At 72.3% G+C, this 16198-nt stretch carries 15 protein-coding genes; 7 read left to right on the top strand and 8 right to left on the bottom strand.

Going from position 1 to position 16198, the window contains the following annotated elements:
• Nucleotides 1-70: 70 nt before the first annotated feature.
• Nucleotides 71-1387, top strand: a complete 1317-nt coding sequence (locus tag ACZ7J0_RS28320; protein WP_470892018.1) for an MDR family MFS transporter — start codon at nt 71-73, stop codon at nt 1385-1387.
• Here the strand turns inward: ACZ7J0_RS28320 and ACZ7J0_RS28315 are convergent.
• The 3 genes from ACZ7J0_RS28315 to mshA all read right to left on the bottom strand — a co-directional run bounded on the left by ACZ7J0_RS28315 (nt 1377) and on the right by mshA (nt 4994).
• Nucleotides 1377-3035: a glycosyl hydrolase family 28-related protein gene (locus tag ACZ7J0_RS28315; protein ID WP_470892016.1), complete on the bottom strand. Its 1659-nt coding sequence runs from the start codon at nt 3033-3035 to the stop codon at nt 1377-1379. The genes ACZ7J0_RS28320 and ACZ7J0_RS28315 overlap by 11 nt on opposite strands.
• 131 nt (nt 3036-3166) lie before the next feature.
• Entirely contained in the window at nt 3167-3658 is a 492-nt protein-coding gene (locus tag ACZ7J0_RS28310; protein WP_470892015.1) for a type III secretion system chaperone family protein, read from the bottom strand.
• Nucleotides 3651-4994, bottom strand: a complete 1344-nt coding sequence (gene mshA, locus ACZ7J0_RS28305) for a D-inositol-3-phosphate glycosyltransferase (RefSeq protein ID WP_470892013.1) — start codon at nt 4992-4994, stop codon at nt 3651-3653. The genes ACZ7J0_RS28310 and mshA overlap by 8 nt, the downstream gene beginning before the upstream one ends.
• Before the next feature lie 262 nt (nt 4995-5256).
• Between mshA and ACZ7J0_RS28300 the strand changes: the two genes are divergently transcribed.
• The 3 genes from ACZ7J0_RS28300 (at nt 5257) to ACZ7J0_RS28290 (ending at nt 8829) form a co-directional block, all read left to right on the top strand.
• Nucleotides 5257-6054 (top strand): class I SAM-dependent methyltransferase, encoded by a 798-nt coding sequence (locus ACZ7J0_RS28300; RefSeq protein ID WP_470892011.1) that lies wholly within the window; start codon nt 5257-5259, stop codon nt 6052-6054.
• A 207-nt stretch (nt 6055-6261) separates the two neighbouring features.
• A complete protein-coding gene (locus tag ACZ7J0_RS28295; protein ID WP_470892009.1) occupies nt 6262-7305 on the top strand; it encodes a C40 family peptidase in 1044 nt (347 codons plus the stop codon).
• A 288-nt stretch (nt 7306-7593) separates the two neighbouring features.
• Nucleotides 7594-8829 carry a PP2C family protein-serine/threonine phosphatase gene (locus ACZ7J0_RS28290; RefSeq protein ID WP_470892007.1) on the top strand — a complete coding sequence of 412 codons (1236 nt, stop codon included), beginning with the start codon at nt 7594-7596 and terminating at the stop codon, nt 8827-8829.
• Between the two features lie 12 nt (nt 8830-8841).
• Here the strand turns inward: ACZ7J0_RS28290 and ACZ7J0_RS28285 are convergent, their stop codons facing one another.
• The 4 genes from ACZ7J0_RS28285 to sigJ form a co-directional block, all read right to left on the bottom strand.
• A complete protein-coding gene (locus ACZ7J0_RS28285; protein WP_470892005.1) occupies nt 8842-9183 on the bottom strand; it encodes a DUF2516 family protein in 342 nt (113 codons plus the stop codon).
• 187 nt (nt 9184-9370) lie between these two features.
• Nucleotides 9371-9943: a hypothetical protein gene (locus tag ACZ7J0_RS28280; protein WP_470892003.1), complete on the bottom strand. Its 573-nt coding sequence runs from the start codon at nt 9941-9943 to the stop codon at nt 9371-9373.
• Nucleotides 9944-9969: 26 nt separating this feature from the next.
• Nucleotides 9970-10488: a helix-turn-helix domain-containing protein gene (locus ACZ7J0_RS28275; RefSeq protein ID WP_470892001.1), complete on the bottom strand. Its 519-nt coding sequence runs from the start codon at nt 10486-10488 to the stop codon at nt 9970-9972.
• Nucleotides 10489-10578: 90 nt separating this feature from the next.
• On the bottom strand, nt 10579-11460 hold the full coding sequence (gene sigJ / locus ACZ7J0_RS28270; RefSeq protein WP_470891999.1) for an RNA polymerase sigma factor SigJ: 882 nt from the start codon (nt 11458-11460) through the stop codon (nt 10579-10581).
• A 179-nt stretch (nt 11461-11639) separates the two neighbouring features.
• Between sigJ and ACZ7J0_RS28265 the strand changes: the two genes are divergently transcribed.
• The 3 genes from ACZ7J0_RS28265 to ACZ7J0_RS28255 all read left to right on the top strand — a co-directional run bounded on the left by ACZ7J0_RS28265 (nt 11640) and on the right by ACZ7J0_RS28255 (nt 14920).
• Nucleotides 11640-12128 carry a MarR family winged helix-turn-helix transcriptional regulator gene (locus ACZ7J0_RS28265; RefSeq protein ID WP_470891997.1) on the top strand — a complete coding sequence of 163 codons (489 nt, stop codon included), beginning with the start codon at nt 11640-11642 and terminating at the stop codon, nt 12126-12128.
• Between the two features lie 137 nt (nt 12129-12265).
• Nucleotides 12266-13738, top strand: coding sequence for an MFS transporter (locus tag ACZ7J0_RS28260; protein ID WP_470891995.1), 1473 nt, complete (start codon nt 12266-12268; stop codon nt 13736-13738).
• 210 nt (nt 13739-13948) lie between these two features.
• Nucleotides 13949-14920, top strand: coding sequence for a zinc-binding dehydrogenase (locus ACZ7J0_RS28255; protein ID WP_470891993.1), 972 nt, complete (start codon nt 13949-13951; stop codon nt 14918-14920).
• A 22-nt stretch (nt 14921-14942) separates the two neighbouring features.
• Here ACZ7J0_RS28255 and ACZ7J0_RS28250 read toward each other — a convergent pair whose 3' ends face one another.
• Entirely contained in the window at nt 14943-16187 is a 1245-nt protein-coding gene (locus tag ACZ7J0_RS28250) for a GNAT family N-acetyltransferase (RefSeq protein WP_470891991.1), read from the bottom strand.
• Between the last annotated feature and the right edge of the window lie 11 nt (nt 16188-16198).

Below are 16198 nucleotides of genomic sequence, written 5' to 3'. Positions count from 1 at the left end.
TCCTGGTGCCGGATCAGCCACTTACAGGCGGCGGTGCCGCCGACGGCCCAGGGGGAATGCGCGAATGTCCATGGCCACGCTCAAACGTGCCACGAAGGCGACCGTATCGGGCCTGCCTGACGGCTTCTGGTGGCTGTGGACCTCGACGCTGGTGAACCGCACCGGCGCCTTCGTGCTCACCTTCCTGTCGCTGTATCTGACGCAGGAGCTCGGCTACTCCGCCTGGTACGCGGGCCTGGTCGTCGCGCTGCACGGGCTCGGCGGCGTGGCCGGTTCGCCGCTCGGCGGGATGCTCGCCGACCGGTGGGGGCGGCGGCCCACGATGATCGCCGGGCATGTGGGCACGGCGGCCGGGGCGGCCGCGCTCGCCGTGGTGACCAGCGCGGTCGGCGTCGCCGTGGTGGTGCTCGTCATGGGCGTCGCCATGGCGTCCGTACGCCCGCCGATCGATGCCACCATCGCCGACCTGGTGCCGGAACAGGAGCGCCGGCGCGCGTACGCCCTGAACTACTGGGCGCTCAACCTCGGCTTCGCCATCGCCGCGCTCGGCGGCGGCGCGGCGATCGTCTTCGGCTACCGGACGCTGTTCCTGGTCGACGCCACGGCAACCGTGCTCTGTGCGCTGATCGTCTTCCTGCGGCTGCCGGAGACCCGGCCGGACGCCCCAGGGGCCGTCAAGGGCGAGCAAGCGCCCGCCGAGCCGCGGGTGAACGTGCTCGAGGTCCTGCGCGACGGGCCCTTCCGGACGCTGGTGCTGCTCAACCTGCTCGTCTGTCTCATCTTCACCGCGCCCTGGGTCGGGCTGCCGCTGACGATGGCCGGCGCGGGCCTGGAGCCGAGTGCGTACGGCATGGTCATCGCGGTCAACGGTGTCGTCATCGTCGGCTTCCAGCTGCTCGTCAACAAGATCACCGACCGGCGCTCGCCGGCCGCGCTGCTCACCGTCTCCTCGCTGCTGTTCGCCGCCGGGACCGGGGCGACCGCGCTGGCCGGGTCGCCCCCGCTGTTCGCGGTGACCGTGGTGGTGTGGACGCTCGGCGAGATGGTGCACGTGCCGACCAACGCCGCCGCCACCGCGCGGCTGGCACCGGAGCACGCGCGCGGGCAGTACCAGGGCGTCATGGGCATCTCCTGGTCGCTCGCCGCCTTCCTGGCGCCGATCCTGGCGGGCTGGATCGTGGACGGGCCGGGACCGGACGTGCTGTGGATCGGGTGCGGGATCACCGGGTGCCTGGCGGCCGTCGGGTACGCGACGCGGCTGCGGCGGGTGCTCGCGGAGTCCGAGCCCGGGGCGGGCACGGTGACGGCGGCGGAGGAAGATGCCCCGGCGGTGGCGGCCGCTCCCGTCCCCGCCCCCGAGACCCACGGCGAGAGGGTCACCGCCTGAGGTCGCGCTGGGCCTCGTAGAGGTTCCGGGGGTGTACGGCGCCGGGCGCGCCGTACGCCTCCAGGCGTGCGTTCAGTGCGCCCGCGAAGTCCGGGACGTCGACCTGGTCGAACTCCCGGACCTCGCTGACGCCGACGGTCGCGCTGCAGGGCGCGATTCCGTCGATCTTGACGAGTCCCGCGCGTTCATTGGTGACGGTGACGTTCCAGTGGGCGAAGCGGGCGCCGTAGAGCGGTCCGGCGGAGGCGTCGCCGCCGTGGCGGCCGGTGTTGTTCACCGTGATCTCGGTACGGACGTTGGCGAACGGCATGCCCCGGTGGGTGTCGAACGTCCCCATCTCCATCAGCCCGCGCGACCACACGTTGTGGCTGGAGAGCCCCTCCACGTTGATGCCGTGGAGCTGGGTGCCGGGAGGAGCGGGCGTCGTGCGCGCGGCGAGCGTGAAGTCCTCGATCAGGTTGTCGTGGGAGCCCTCGCGGCAGAAGTACGGATGGTGGGAGCCCCGGCCCTCCACCCGGGTCCGGCTCAGGGTGCAGGCGGAGGCGGCGACCAGGCCGAACCCGTTGTCGACATGGCGGACCGTGACGTCGTCGGCCCAGCAGTCGTACGCGCACTGGAAGGTGACGCCGTTGTAGCCCGTGTCGAGGAGGTGCGGGGCCTGCGGGGTCTCGACGGCTTCGAGGGTGAGCCCCTCGACGCCGGAGCCGGTGAGCGCGGTGGCGAGGGTGGTGAACCTCGGGTCCCACTCGGGGCGGACGTCCAGCGGCAGGGGGCGTTCGAGGCAGACCCTGCGACCGTGGACGGAGGTGACGCGCACCGGCCACTCGTAGGGGACGTACGACGTCAGCTTGGTCTTGTCGTCCCAGGTGTACGCCGCCGGGCCCGGCCCGTCACCCGCCATGTGCCGCAGGAGGGTGTGCGAGGTGTCGTCGGCGAGGCGCAGCAGGACCAGCCGGCCGGGCCGCAGTTCTGACGGGTCGTCGACCGTGACCGACCAGTCGCCGCGCCGGGCGGGGCGAAGGGCGGTGAGGGTGCGCCACTCGTCGCGGGTGTTGCCGGTCCAGCCCTCGAAGGGCCAGTTCCGGGAGCGGATCGCGGCGGTGAGCGAGGCGTGGCGGGCGGCGGGACTGAGCCAGATGAGCCCACCGGCCCAGGACCAGGAGGACTTGTCGCCGCCGTAGCGGGAGCCGTAGGGGCCGATGAGTTCGGTGAGGCTCCTCGTCGCGAGGAGGGTGGTGCGGGAGGAACCGGCGCCCCGCAGAACGACGTTGCTGTGGCCGATGTGGATGAGGCCGTCGACGCGGTACGTGCCGGGTGGGACCAGGACGGTGCCCCCGCCGCGTTCGCCGGCGGCCGTGAGGGCGCGGTTGATGGCGGGGGCGGAGTCGGTGGCGCCGCGCGGGTCGGCCCCGTGGTCGCGGGCGTCGACGAGGAGCGGGCGGCGGGGGCGCGGGTGGGCGCCGGCGTGACCGACGTAGGGGATCTGGGGGTGGGCGTACGGGCCTTGGAGGAACTCGCGCCACAGCGGTGTGACAGCGGGGTGCTGCGCCGCGGGGCCGGCGGCGGGGGCCGCTCCCGTGGTCGCCGCGATGCCCACGGCAGTCGCGCCGACGAGCAGAGTGCGCCTGGTGATATCGGTTCCAGCCATGACCGCTCTCCCAGTATGTGAACGCCGTTCAGGTGTACGTGCACAACGGCCGTGAGCATGCCATGGCAAGGCAGAGCGCGGGAAGGGGCGGTGCGGCGGTTTCGGAAAGGGAGCCGGTACGGGACAGCCCGTCAGCCGGAGGTGCCACCGGTCAGATTCGTGAACGCGTCAAGGTTGCGCGTGGATTCGCCGCGAGAGACCCGCCACGCGTACTCCTTACGGATCGCGCTCGCGAACCCCAGCTCCAGCAGGGTGTTGAACGAGCCGTCCGCCGCTTCCAGGACCGACCCCAGGAGCCGGTCCAGCTCCTCGGGAGTCACCGCCGACAGCGGGAGCTTGCCGGTCAGATAGATGTCGCCGAGGCTGTCGACCGCGTAACTCACCCCGTACAACCGCAGGTTCCGCTCCAGCAGCCAGCGGTGCACGCTGTCGGCGTTCTCGTCGGGGTGACGGATCACGAAGGCGTTCAGGGAGAGGGAGTGGCGGCCCACCCGCAGGGACAGCGTGGTGGAGAGCTTGCGCGTGCCGGGGAGTTTGACGACGTACGAGCCGGGCTCGGGCGATTCCCACTCCAGCTCGGCGTCCTTGAACGTGTCCTCGATGACCTGCCGCACGTCAGCCATGGTGGGAGCGTACGCGACGCCGGTGTTCGTGCATCGCCGCGGTGTAGACGTCGGCCGTCCCCGAGGCCGCCGTGTCCCAGCCGAACGATCCGGCGTGCCGGGCCGCCGCCGCGCCCATGCGGGCCGAGAGGGACGGGTCGTCGACGAAACGGCCCAGGGCGTGTGCGTAGTCGGCCGGGTTGTGGCCCGGGACCAGGTATCCGGTGAGGCCGTCCCGGACGGCGACCGGCAGGCCGCCGACGGCCGCCGCGACGACGGGCGTCCCGGCGGCCTGTGCCTCGATGGCGACGAGGCCGAAGGACTCGTTGTACGAGGGCATCACCAGGACCGAGGCGGCCCGGAACCAGTCGGCGAGCCGGTCCTGGCCGACCGGCGGGTGGAAGCGGACGACGTCCGCGATACCGAGCCGCGCCGCGAGCTTCTGAAGCCCCTCGGGCTTGGCGAGCCCGCTGCCGCTCGGACCGCCGACGATCGGGACGACCATGCGGGAGCGCAGCGAGGGGTCCTCGTCGAGCAGCCGGGCGGCCGCGCGCAGCAGGATGTCCGGGGCCTTCAGGGGCTGGATGCGGCCCGCGAAGACGGGGATGAACGCGTCGACGGGCAGCCCGAGGCGGGCGCGGGCCGCGGCGCGGCCGTCCAGCGGGCGGAACCGGTCGAGGTTGACGCCTGGGTGGACGACGGCGACCTTGGCGGGTTCGGCGTCGTAGTGGCGGACGAGTTCGTCGGCCTCCTCGTCCGTGTTGGCGATCAGCCGGTCCGCCGCGCGCACGATCTGGGTCTCGCCGATGACGCGGGCGGCGGGCTCGGGGGTGTCGCCCTCGGCGAGCGCCGCGTTCTTGACCTTGGCCATGGTGTGCATGGCGTGGACGAGGGGGACGCCCCAGCGTTCGGCGGCGAGCCAGCCGACGTGGCCGGAGAGCCAGTAGTGCGAGTGGACCAGGTCGTAGTGGCCCGGCCGGTGACCCGCCCAGGCCTGCATCACGCCGTGCGTGAAGGCACAGAGCTGGGCCGGCAGGTCCTCCTTGGGCAGTCCTTCGTACGGCCCCGCGTCGATGTGGCGGACCAACACGCCCGGCGCCAGCTCGACGACGGGGCGGAGCCCGCCGGTGGTCGCGCGAGTGAAGATCTCGACCTCGATGTTGATGGCCGCGAGCCGTTTGGCGAGCTCGACGATGTAGACGTTCATACCGCCCGCGTCGCCCGTTCCCGGCTGGTGCAGCGGCGAGGTGTGGACGCTGAGCATCGCGACCCGGCGGGGGGCCCGGGAGCGGCCGGGGAGCCGCAGCCGGGACGGCGCCGCCAGGGTGCCGGCGAACCGGGACACGTACTGGCTCACGTCGACGGTCCTTCCGCTCGGGGCATGGCATGGCGAACCGGGAGGCGAGCGCCTGCCTCCACGACCCGCTCAACAGCGGAACGCCTCCTTTCATTTCCGCTTTGCCAATTCATTGCCCTGGCGTCGGCGTGTCCCGTACGAACGGGCCGGGCGCGGGAGGCGTGCGGGACGGGCGGGCCCGGTGAGGGAAGGCGTGGGGGACGGGCCGGCCTCGTGGCGGGAGGCGTGCGGGGCGGGCAAAGGGACGGCTTACGCTCGTTCCATGGCCCCGCGCAGCACCCGCCCCGTCGGCACGCCCACCCGCGGGACCACCAACCCCAACCGTCTGCGCCGCATGGACCGCTGGATCGCCGCCACGCACGGCCCGGCCCTGCGGCGTGCCGCCGACGCGCCCGTCGCGGTGGACCTGGGGTACGGAGCGGCTCCCTGGACCGCCGTGGAGCTGCTCGAACGGCTCCGCACCGCCGCCCCGCGCACCCGGGTGGTGGGCGTCGAGATCGAGCCGGCGCGCGTCGCGGCCGCTGCTCCGTACGCACGCGAGGGCCTCTCCTTCGTCCACGGAGGGTTCGAGGTGCCCGTGACGGGCGAGGTAATGCTGATCAGGGCGGCGAACGTGCTGCGGCAGTACGACGAGGACGAGGTGGCCGCCGTCTGGCGGCGGCTGTGCGGCCGGCTCGCGCCCGAGGGTCTGCTGGTCGAGGGGACCTGCGACGAGATCGGGCGTCGGCACGTGTGGGTCGCGCTCGGGCCGGAGGGTCCGCGCACGGTGACCTTCGCCACTCGGCTCGGCTCGCTGGACCGCCCGTCGGACCTCGCGGAGCGGCTGCCGAAGGCGCTGATCCACCGCAATGTGCCCGGCGAACCGGTGCACGCCTTCCTCCGCGACTTCGACCGGGCGTGGGCGGCGGCGGCTCCCTACGCCTCGCTCGGCGCCCGGCAGCGCTGGATCAGGACGGCGAAGGACCTGGCGGCCGACTGGCCGCTCGCGGACGGGCGTCGGCGGTGGCGGCAGGGCGAGATCACGGTGGCGTGGACGGCCCTCGCGCCCAACTCCCGGTGAACCGCGCGCAGGTGTGCGCCGAATGGTTGGCCCCCAAATGGAACGGATCGCCGCGATCATTCGTCCCACACGGGTGGATGTGACCCGTCGGGCGGCGGTTGGCCCTGTTGCTTTGCCGTGGGCCGTGGCACCATCGCCCACGTCACCGAGAAGTTACTGACGGTAAATCACATACGCGTATTGGCGTGTTTCCGGAGGGGGAAGCTAGTGAACCGACGCCGTTGTGCCACCGCCGCGATCACCGCGGCCTGCGCCCTGACGGTGCTGGCGTCATCCATGCAGACGGCGTACGCGTCACCGCTCCCGCCGCCGCTCCCCAAGAAGAGCCTCGAAGAGGTACGCAAGGAGATCGACGGCCTGTACCGCAAGGCCGCGGTCGCCACCGACGCGTACAACCTCGCCGAGGAGCAGACGAGGAAGCAGTCCGCCGAGATCGTGAAGCTGGCACGGGCGATCGTGGCCGGCCAGAACCGGATCAGCGACCTGAAGGGCCGGGCCGGCGCGGCCGCCCGCGCGCAGTACCGGGGCGGCGGCCTGCCCCCCGAGGCACAGCTCGTGCTCACCGACGACCCTCAGCTCTTTCTGGACGGCGCGGGCCGCATTCAGGAGGGCCAGAAGGCGACGAAGGACCTGCTCGGTGAACTGACGCGGGCGCAGAGCGAGTTGACGGTCTACACCAAGGACGCCAGCGACCGGTGGACCAAGCTGGAGGCCAACCGCGTCAAGCAGGCGAAGGCCAAGAAGGACATCAACGACAAGATCGCCGCGGCCAAGAAGCTGGAATCCCGGCTGGCGGCGGCCGAACTGGCGCGGCTGCTCGAGCTGGAGGAGCAGGACCAGTACAAGCGGCAGACGGCCTGGCTGAACACCGGTGTGCTGAAGGGCCTCAGCGGCGCGACGACCGAACAGGGCAAGAAGGCCGTCGCCTACGCGACCCAGCAGATCGGAAAGCCGTACGTGTGGGGCGCCGAGGGCCCCGGCTCGTTCGACTGCTCCGGGCTGACGCAGAGCGCCTGGGGCGCGGCGGGACGCGGCATTCCGAGGACCTCGCAGGAGCAGTGGCGGCTGCTGCCGAAGGTCCAGATCAAGGACATGCGCCCTGGGGACCTGATCATCTACTACGCCGACGCGAGCCATGTCGGGATGTACGTGGGCGGCGGGGCGATCGTGCACGCGCCGCGTCCGGGGCGGAACGTGACGATGACCGGGGCGGGCTCGATGGCGATCCTGGGGGTCGTCCGCCCGATGTGAGGGGGCGCGGTGCCATGTCACCGGCGGCCGTATTGAGGTGACTTCGCCGGAAGTGACCGTACGCGCGGCGCCATGACATGTGACCCACGCCATGGCGCTGCCCGCCGCCCCCGGCGTGATGTTCGTCATGGCCCGGGGGGCAACTACCTCCCCATGCGCGGCATATGCCATCCGCTCTTCGTCGATCACCATTCCGCTGGGCCGCCGCCTACCGCTATGGTCCCCGTCTGGCGGTGCGTCGATCGGCGTTCTGCCGCGCCCTCGGGGGGAGGGAAGGAAACCGGACCGATGGCCGTACCCGTACCGCGACAGAGGAACACCGCCGTCGCGGAGGCCGCGCATGGCGGCGTCAACGGCACCGATCTCACCCTTCTGGTGATCGAGAACGACCCGACGGGTACCTTCACCGTCCCCGAGCTGCTCGACGCGGCCGGTACGAGGGTCCGGATACGCACCGCCCGCAACCTCACGGAGGCGGAGCGGCTCCTCACCGACGACATCCACTGCATCCTCGTGGACCTCGCCCTGCCGGGACGCCCGGAGGACGACGAGCTGGCCCCCCTGAAGCACGTCCTGCGTCTCGCGCCCCGCCACGCCGTCCTGGCGCTGACCGGGTCCGGCGACGCGGAGCTGGCGGCGGAGGCCGTCCGGGTCGGCGCCCAGGACCATCTCGTGCGCGAGGAGCTCGACGGGCGGCTGCTGAGCCGGGCCATCCGGTACGCCGTGGAGCGCAAGCGCGCCGACGCGGTCCAGGTGAAGCTGGCGGAGTCCCGGCTGCGGGCCCAGGAGAACGCGCGCCTGGAGCGCGGACTGCTGCCGACCCCGCTGCTGGAGGGCTCGGACCTGCGGTTCGCCGCGCGCTACCGTCCCGGCCGCTTGCGGGCACTGCTCGGCGGGGACTTCTACGACACCGTCCGCACGCCCGACGGCACGGTCCACGCGATGATCGGGGACGTCTGCGGCCACGGCCCGGACGAGGCGGCGCTCGGCGTGGAGCTGCGGATCGCCTGGCGCGCGCTCACTTTCGCGGGCCTGTGCGGCGACGAGCTGCTCTCCACGCTGCAGCAGGTGCTGGAGCACGAGCGGGAGAGCGAGGAGATCTTCGCGACGCTGTGCACGGTGGACATCGCGCCGGACGGTCGCCGGGCCGGGCTGTGCCTGGCCGGCCACCCCTCACCTCTGATCACCCGGCACGGCAGGGCCGCGCAGCTGCTTCCGTACGAGGACAGCGGCCCCGCGCTCGGCCTGCTGCCGCGTGCGCGCTGGCCGCGCCGTCAGGTCGAACTGGGCGGTTCGTGGAGCCTGATGATGTACACCGACGGCCTGATCGAGGGGCGCTCGGCGGGCCCCGGATCGCCGCGGCTCGGCCAGGAGGGCATGGTCGAGATGATCAACCGCCAGCTGGCCGAGGGCCTCGGCGGCGAGGAGTTGCTCGAGGCGGCGGTGGCGCAGGTGCGGGAGCTGAACGGCGGTGAGCTGACCGACGACGTGGCGGTGCTGCTGTTGGACCGCGACCGCCCCTGAGGGGCGCGGCGGCTACCGGCCGCCGTTGTAGGGGCCGTACGGTCCGTCGCTGCTGGACCCGCCGCTGCGGCCACGGCCGCCGCCGGAGACCTGCCTGAGCGCGGGGCGGACGTCGACGAAGAACACGATCGACGCGATCAGCCCGGCGATCTGCAGGAAGAGCATGGGCAGCACGAGGTTCACGACCACCGTGATGCCGAGGATGATCAGCCAGAACTTCTTGGTCTGCTTCTCGGCCGCGCGGTAGGCGTCCTCGCGTGCCATCGCCGCGAGGACGAAGGCGGCGATGCAAGTACCGAGGAAGACCAGGCTGAGGACCAGCCAGAGAATGCTGTCGAATCCCGCACGCAACATGGGTGAGCACCGCCTAGTGAGTGGATGGAGCGCCTCGCGGCCAAGGTACCCGCATACCCCGGAAACCTATCCCGGGAACGCGTCCGCGGCATGAGTGGAGCGGCCGGGGCGGGCACGGCGAACGTGCCCGCCCCGGGACCGGTCTGCTTCTTCGCGCCTACGTCTTCCTGGCGCCTGCTTCTCTTGACTACTTCTCGGTGACCGGGGCGGCCTTGCGCACCGGCGTCTTGCGGGCGGGGCCCTTCTTGCCCGCCGGGGCGGCCTCGGACCCCGTGGTCGTGGAGTCGGCGGGGGCGTCCTCCTGCGCCGGCACGGTCGGCTTGGCGTCCGGCTCGACGGCGACCGCGATCTCGGCGATCTCGTCGGCGGCCTCACCGCGCCACGCCCGTACGGCCTCCTCGCCGTGAGCGGCGACCTCTTCGTACTTCTCACGGGCCTTGACGGCGTACTCGGCGGCCACGCCGACACCGCGCAGGGCCAGGTCCTGGGCGGTCTCGCCGAGCTTCTTCAGGTCGGTGTCGAAGTTCCCGAGCACCTCGGTGAACTTGGCCTGGACCGTGGCCTGGGCCTCCTTGGCCTGGCTGGTCACCTTCTCCTGCACGGCCTTCGGGTCGGTGTTGCGCACGGCGTCGATCCGCGCGGGCGCCTCGGCGGCGATCTGCTCGATCAGGCCGGGCACCTTCTTGGCCTGCTGGACGGCGAGGTCGGCCGTGCCGGCCGCGAAGTAGAGGGGCGTGCGCAGCTCTTCGATGATGGCCATGACTGTGGTCCTCCCGGATCGCAGAGTCAGAGGTCGGATGAGGGTGATGCGGGTGATGCGGCACCACTGCCGTCGGCCGTGCGGGGGCCGTCCTCGGCGGTGTCATCGGCGTTGTGGGCGCTTTCGACGTTCCTGGTGCTTTCGGAGCCGTTCGTGCTCTCGGCATCCTTGCGCCCGGCACGCTCCGCGGTCTCGTTCTCGAGTGCGTTTTCCTTGCGGAACGAGTCGTAGATCTGGAGCAGCACCTGCTTCTGCCGCTCGCTGATCGAGGGATCGGCCAGAATGACGGCTCGCGTCTCCAGCTCGTCCCGCTCCCGTTCGTCGAGGATCCCGGCCCGCACGTACAGCGTCTCGGCGGAGATCCGCAGGGCCTTGGCGACCTGCTGCAGCACCTCGGCGCTGGGCTTGCGCAGACCGCGCTCGATCTGGCTGAGATACGGATTGGACACCCCGGCGGCTTCGGCGAGCTGCCTCAGGGACAGCTGCGCGGTGCGCCGCTGCTCACGGAGGTAGTCACCGAGATTGCCGACGTTGAGTGATGCCATGCGTTCGATGGTGCACCGGGACGCTAACTATTGCAAGCACACGCTTGCAATAGTGCGCCGTGTCACCCGCCCGGTGTCACCCGTGCCGCGTCACCCCTCCAGGACCGTCAGGTCCAGCCTGCGCAGCCGCTCCGGGTCGGTGAGGACGTCGATCGCGACCGTCTTCCCGTCCCTGACGGTGAAGGCCATGACGGACATCGGCCGACCGTTGGCGATCACCACGACGCCAGCGGCGCCGTTGATCAGTGCCGGGCGCACGAACGGGGACAGCTTGCGGTAGGTGACCGCCTGCGAGGCCACCGTCCGCGCGCCGTTGAGCACGAGTGTGCCGCGGGCGCCCCGGTCGCCGTCGGCACGCAGGATGACGTCCGGGTGGAGTACGGCGACGAGCGCCTCGAAGTCACCGTCGCGCGAGGCGGCGAAGAAGGCGTCCACGACCTCGCGCTGGCGGATGAGGTCGGGATCGGGGACCGGAGCCCGGCCCTGCACCCGGCGGCGGGCACGGCTCGCGAGCTGCCTCGTCGTGGCCGCGGTCCGCTCCAGCAGCGGGGCGATCGTGTCGAAGGGCACGGCGAACATGTCGTGCAGGACGAAGGCGATCCGCTCGTCCGGGGACAGCGACTCCAGGACCACCATGAGCGCGAGGCCGACCGAGTCGGCCAGCAGCACTTCCTGCTCGGGCTCGATCCCGCGCTCGTTGCTGATGACGGGGTCGGGCATCCGTATCTCGATGGAGTCCTCGCGCCGCTGCTCACGCGAGCGAAGCATGGTCAGGCACACCCGCGCCACCACCGTGGTCAGCCACCCGGCGAGGTTCTCGACGTCGCCGGTGTCGGCGCGGTCGTAGCGCAGCCAGGCCTCCTGCACCGCGTCCTCGGCCTCGCTGAGCGACCCCAGCATCCGGTAGGCCACCGCCCGCAGCCGGGGCCTGTGCGCCTCGAACTCCTCCACCGGCAAAGTAATCCCGTCCACGCCGCCCCGTCCCTTCCCCTGAACGCCCTCATGGCGCCCTGAAGATCATCCTTAACGATTCGCCCGCGGGAGGCCATGCGTCGATGGTCCCGAGTTGGCGGCCCGGGCGCGTGCTTCTCGAGCGTCAAAAAGTCCGCTTGTTTATAATCCGCCACGGATCGAATTGCTAGGCTGACCGCATGACTGCCATGGCGCCCACCCGCACCGAACCGGACCTGTCGTTCCTCCTGGACCACACCAGCCATGTACTGCGGACCCAGATGGCGGCCGAGCTCGCCGAGATCGGGCTGACGCCGCGGATGCACTGCGTACTGGTCCACGCCCTGGAGGAGGAGCGGACACAGGCGCAGCTGGCCGAGCTCGGGGACATGGACAAGACGACGATGGTGGTGACCGTCGACGCGCTGGAGAAGGCGGGGCTCGCCGAGCGGCGGCCGGCCACGCACGACCGGCGGGCCCGGATCATCGCGGTGACCGAGGAGGGCGCGCGGGTCGCGGGCCGCAGTCAGGGGATCGTCGACGGCGTCCACGAGCGGGCGCTCGCCGCGCTTACCGACGGGGACCGCGAAGTACTGGTGCGGGCACTGAAGCACTTGACCGAGGGTCATCTGGCCACTCCCGCCGAGAGCCCCCGGCCGGCCCGGCGGGCCCGTCAGCGGGAGCGATAGGCCCACGGCAACCCGAGGCGCCCGCGACCGGCCCCCACCCAAGCCCGAGGGGTACCAAGCCGATCCGAAAGAAATAGTCTGCAACAAAACTATCTGCTACGGTCTCTCCTGTTGGCCCATTCGACAGGAGAGCCGTCATGTCCGCCACCTCCAGCCCCGTCCCCTCCCCCACGGCGCCCCGCAACCGCTGGCTCGCCCTCGCGGTCATCGCCACCAGCCTGCTGATGATCATCCTCGACGGCTCCATCGTCACCGTGGCGATGCCCGCCATCCAGGCCGACCTGGGCTTCACCCCCGTCGGCCTCAGCTGGGTCGTCAACGCCTACCTGATCGCCTTCGGGAGCCTGCTGCTGCTCGCCGGGCGGCTCGGTGACCTCATCGGGCGCAAGCGGATGTTCCTGGCCGGCACCGCGGCCTTCACCGCCGCCTCACTGCTGGCCGGCGTCGCGACCTCCCCCGCCCTCCTGATCGCCGCCCGCTTCCTCCAGGGCATCGGCAGCGCGATGGCGGCGGCCGTCAGTCTCGGCATCCTCGTGACGCTGTTCACCGAGCCCAAGGAGCGTGCCAGGGCCATCGCCGTCTTCAGCTTCACCGGCGCGGCCGGGGCCTCCATCGGCCAGGTCCTCGGCGGGGTCCTCACCGACGCCCTCGACTGGCACTGGATCTTCTTCATCAACCTGCCGATCGGTCTCGCCGCGCTCGCCGTCGCCGTCCCGGTACTCCCGGCCGACCGCGGCCTGGGCCTGCGGGCCGGAGCGGACGTCATGGGCGCGCTCCTGGTGACCGCCGGTCTGATGCTCGGCATCTACACGGTCGTCAAGGTCGAGCAGTACGGCTGGACCTCCGGACACACCCTGGGCCTCGGGGCCCTCGCCGTCCTCCTGCTCGCCGCCTTCGTCGTCCGCCAGGCGACCGCCTCGACCCCTCTCATCCCGCTGCGCGTCTTCCGCTCCCGCAGCGTCGCCGGCGCGAACCTCGTCCAGATGCTGATGGTCGCCGCGCTGTTCTCCTTCCAGATCCTCGTCGCCCTCTACCTCCAGAAGGTGCTCGGATACGGCGCCGCCGAGACCGGTCTCGCGATGCTCCCGGCCGCCGCGGTCATCGGCGCCGTCTCCCTGGGCGTCTCCGCCCGCCTCAACGCCCGCTTCGGGGAGCGGGGCGTCCTCCTCACCGGCCTCGTCCTCCTCGTCGGTGTCCTCGGACTCCTCGCCCGCGTCCCGGTCAACGCCTCGTACGTCACCGACCTGCTGCCCGTCATGCTGCTCGCCGCGGGCTTCGGCCTCGCGCTCCCCGCTCTGACCACGCTCGGCATGTCCGGCGCGAAGGAGGAGGACGCCGGCCTCGCGTCCGGGCTGTTCAACACCACCCAGCAGATCGGGATGGCCCTCGGTGTCGCGGTCCTCTCCACCCTGGCGGCCTCCCGCACCGAGACCCGCCTCTCCGACGGCCGTACCCCGGCCGAGGCGCTGACCGACGGCTATCACCTGGCCTTCGCCGTCGGCGCGGGGTTGCTCGTCACCGCGTTCGTCGTCGCCCTCACCGTCCTGCGCCGGCCGGAGCGGCCCGGCGCCGGGACGCAGACCCCGGCCGCCGCCCACGCCGCCCTCTGAGATCCCGTCCGAACTCCCCCGTGCGGGCGCATGGCGTGGAACTGGCCGCGGAACTCCTGGCGTTGTACGGCGCGCAGCGCCCGGCGGCCCCGCGTCAGCGCCCCTGGAGCCCGGCCCGGCCGGCGCTTGACCTCAACCGCGCTTGACGTCCGAGACTCACCGCACGGGCGCCGGACGGACCGGCACGGCCCGAACGGAGGGGTGAACGGTATGCGTGTCACACAGGCGATCGAGTTCGGCGGCCCGGAGGTACTGGTCCCGGCGGAGGCGCCCGAACCGGTCGCGGGCCCCGGCCAGGTGCTGATCTCCGTCGCCGCCGTGGACACGATCTTCGTGGAGACCCAGGTCCGGGGCGGCTGGGGCGCCGACTACTTCCCGATCACCCCGCCGTACGTCCCCGGCGGCGGCGTCGCCGGCACGGTCCTCGCCACCGGCGAGGGTGTGGACGCGGCCTGGACCGGCCGCCGGGTCGTCGCCTCCCTCGGATTCACCGGCGGATACGCGGAACGGGCCGTCGCGCCCGCCGAGGCACTCGCCGCCATCCCGGACGAGGTCTCCTTCACCGACGCGGCAGCCCTGGTGCACGACGGTGTGACCGCCACGAAGCTGCTGGCCACGACGGCCGTCCGGCGCGGCGAGCAGGTACTGATCACCGGCGCGTCGGGCGGCATGGGCACCCTGCTGGTGCAGCTCGCGAAGGCGGCGGGCGCCCGGGTCGTCGGTGTGGCGCGCGGCGACCGCAAGACCGCACTCGTCCGCGAGCTGGGCGCCGACGCCGTCATCGACGCGACCCTCCCCGACTGGGTCGAGCGGGCGGGTGCCGCCCTGGGCGGCAGCGGGGCGGATGTCGTCCTGGACGGGGTGGGCGGCGAGGTCGGCCTGGCCGCGTTCTCACTGGTGGCGGCCGGCGGCCGGTTCTCCGCCCATGGGGCTCCGACCGGCGGTTTCGCGGCGGTGGACCCCGCCGACGCCGAGGCCCGTCAGGTGCGCCTGCTCGGCATCGGAGACGTACAGCTGACGGCCGCTCAGCACGCGGAACTGGCGGCCGAGGCGCTGCGCGCGGCGGCCGGGGGCCGGCTGCGGCCGGTGATCGGCGGGACGTTCCCGCTGGAGCGGGCGGCCTTCGCGCACCGGGCGATCGAGAGCCGCGAGCTGCTGGGCAAGACGGTGATCACCGTCTGACCGGCCGGGCGCGGGGGCCTCGTCAGAAGATGTCGGGGCACCAGGGCCGGCGCGGGGTGCGGAACAGTGCCTCCGCCACCGCCGCGGCGCCCGCCGTCGGCTCCTCGATCCGGCCCAGCGCCGCGAGCCGGACCGCCGACTCGTCACCGAGCAACAGCGCCCCCAACTCCCTGACGTCCAGGGCGAGATCGGCGGACTGCGTGGTCGGGACGCAGGACGCCCCTGACGGTGTGGCATCCAGCAGGAATCGGCCGCCGGCCAGCCCCATCGCGTCGCGCAACTCCAGGACCAGACGCGCCGAGGTGCCGTACGTCCGCGTCTCCAGGACCCGTACGGGATCGAGCACCCGCACCCACAACATGTCGGCGTGCGTGGTGACCTTGGCCGCGCGCGGGTCGGGCAGCAGCAGCGGAAGCAGGTCGTCGGGGGCGCGGTAGCCGCTCTTCACGGTCTCGATCCAGTCGACCGAGCAGAGGAAGTGCCACAGCGCGCGCTCGGCCGCCGGGGAGACGGCGATCAGGTCCTGCACGGTCGCGGTGTTCTGGGGCTGCTTGCTGTCCCCCCACAGGTCGTCCGCCGTGTAGGCCGCCAGGCCCTCGATCTCCCCGGCCGCGGAGCGGTAGACCGCGTAGAAGGGCTCGGTGAAGGGGTAGCTGGCCTGCCGCGCCCGGCCGGTGGCGAGGTCCCAGACACGCGCGTCGCGGGTGATCACGCCGGGTCGCACGGCCCGCAGTCGCTCATGCAGCTCGGGACCGGCCTTGCGGACCTCGTCGCCGTCCGTGAGATCGATCCGGCCCCCGTCCCCGGGCCCCGCCCAGCGCGGGTCGAGCCCGGCGCGCCGGACGTCCACGGTCCACTCGGTGGTCCAGGTGGCGGGGCCGAAGCCGTACCGCCCGTAGATCGGGTACTCGGCCGCGATCAGCGTGGCGACGGCATCCCCGCGCTCCTTCGCCGCGACCAGGTCCGTGGTGATCATCCGGCTGAGCAGGCCGCGGCGACGGTGGGTCGGCGAGACGGTCACCTGGGTCACCGCGTCGGCGGCGAGCGGGGCCCCGCCGACGGCGGTCAGCTCCTGCTCGAAGGAACGGTAGGTGGCGACGACGCGGCCGTCGTCGAAGACGCCGAGGACGCGGGAGAGGTCGATACAGCCCAGCCGTTCGGCGGCCTCTTCCTCCGAGACCACCGGCGGCCGCAGAAAGCCGGTGCCCAGGGCCTTCAGCCAGTCGGCGAACTCGGACTCGGTGACCGTGCGGAGGTCAAGGCTCATGCCCCCACGCT

It is taken from the genome of Streptomyces sp. NPDC038280, from assembly GCF_055600045.1.
Note: the sequence above shows the minus strand (reverse complement) of the source record. Positions and strands in the feature narration are given on the sequence as shown.

Excerpts from the sequence above, each read along its gene's own strand:
- ACZ7J0_RS28320 (WP_470892018.1), top strand. The coding sequence starts at position 71 with ATGGCCACGCTCAAACGTGCCACGAAGGCGACCGTATCGGGCCTGCCT.
- ACZ7J0_RS28315 (WP_470892016.1), bottom strand. The coding sequence starts at position 3,035 with ATGGCTGGAACCGATATCACCAGGCGCACTCTGCTCGTCGGCGCGACT.
- ACZ7J0_RS28310 (WP_470892015.1), bottom strand. The coding sequence starts at position 3,658 with ATGGCTGACGTGCGGCAGGTCATCGAGGACACGTTCAAGGACGCCGAG.
- ACZ7J0_RS28300 (WP_470892011.1), top strand. The coding sequence starts at position 5,257 with ATGGCCCCGCGCAGCACCCGCCCCGTCGGCACGCCCACCCGCGGGACC.
- ACZ7J0_RS28290 (WP_470892007.1), top strand. The coding sequence starts at position 7,594 with ATGGCCGTACCCGTACCGCGACAGAGGAACACCGCCGTCGCGGAGGCC.
- ACZ7J0_RS28285 (WP_470892005.1), bottom strand. The coding sequence starts at position 9,183 with ATGTTGCGTGCGGGATTCGACAGCATTCTCTGGCTGGTCCTCAGCCTG.
- ACZ7J0_RS28280 (WP_470892003.1), bottom strand. The coding sequence starts at position 9,943 with ATGGCCATCATCGAAGAGCTGCGCACGCCCCTCTACTTCGCGGCCGGC.
- ACZ7J0_RS28275 (WP_470892001.1), bottom strand. The coding sequence starts at position 10,488 with ATGGCATCACTCAACGTCGGCAATCTCGGTGACTACCTCCGTGAGCAG.
- ACZ7J0_RS28265 (WP_470891997.1), top strand. The coding sequence starts at position 11,640 with ATGACTGCCATGGCGCCCACCCGCACCGAACCGGACCTGTCGTTCCTC.
- ACZ7J0_RS28260 (WP_470891995.1), top strand. The coding sequence starts at position 12,266 with ATGTCCGCCACCTCCAGCCCCGTCCCCTCCCCCACGGCGCCCCGCAAC.
- ACZ7J0_RS28255 (WP_470891993.1), top strand. The coding sequence starts at position 13,949 with ATGCGTGTCACACAGGCGATCGAGTTCGGCGGCCCGGAGGTACTGGTC.
- ACZ7J0_RS28250 (WP_470891991.1), bottom strand. The coding sequence starts at position 16,187 with ATGAGCCTTGACCTCCGCACGGTCACCGAGTCCGAGTTCGCCGACTGG.